Here is a 444-nt window from a genome sequence, read left to right as displayed (position 1 = left end):
CAACGACGTGTTACCTTCAAGGCCATCGCGGCCGCCACGCTGTTTGCCATCGCTGGTGGGTTTGCCCACGCGGCAGACGACGTGAAGATCGGCTTCCTGGTCAAGCAGCCGGAAGAGCCCTGGTTCCAGGACGAATGGAAGTTCGCCGACCAGGCCGCCAAGGAGAAGGGGTTCAAGCTGGTGAAGATTGGCGTGCCCAGCGGTGGTGAGGTGCTGACCGCCATCGACAACCTAGGCGCGCAGCATGCGCAGGGTTTCGTGATCTGCGTGCCGGACGTGAAGCTCGGGCCGGCTGTGGTGGCCAAGGCCAAGCAGAACAACCTCAAGCTGATGACGGTGGATGACCGTCTGGTCGACGGCGCCGGTAAGCCGATCGAATCGGTGCCGCACATGGGCATCTTGGCCACGAAGATCGGCGAGCAGGTGGGCGACGCGATTGCGCAG

Annotated in this window: 1 pseudogene; it reads left to right on the top strand. The window is 63.5% G+C overall.

From position 1 onward, the window contains the following. A pseudogene (locus RVY79_RS17450) lies at window positions 1-444 on the top strand (substrate-binding domain-containing protein); the annotation flags it as partial.

It is taken from the genome of Chromohalobacter sp. HP20-39, from assembly GCF_033052815.1.
Taxonomy (GTDB): domain Bacteria; phylum Pseudomonadota; class Gammaproteobacteria; order Pseudomonadales; family Halomonadaceae; genus Chromohalobacter.
Note: the sequence above shows the minus strand (reverse complement) of the source record. Positions and strands in the feature narration are given on the sequence as shown.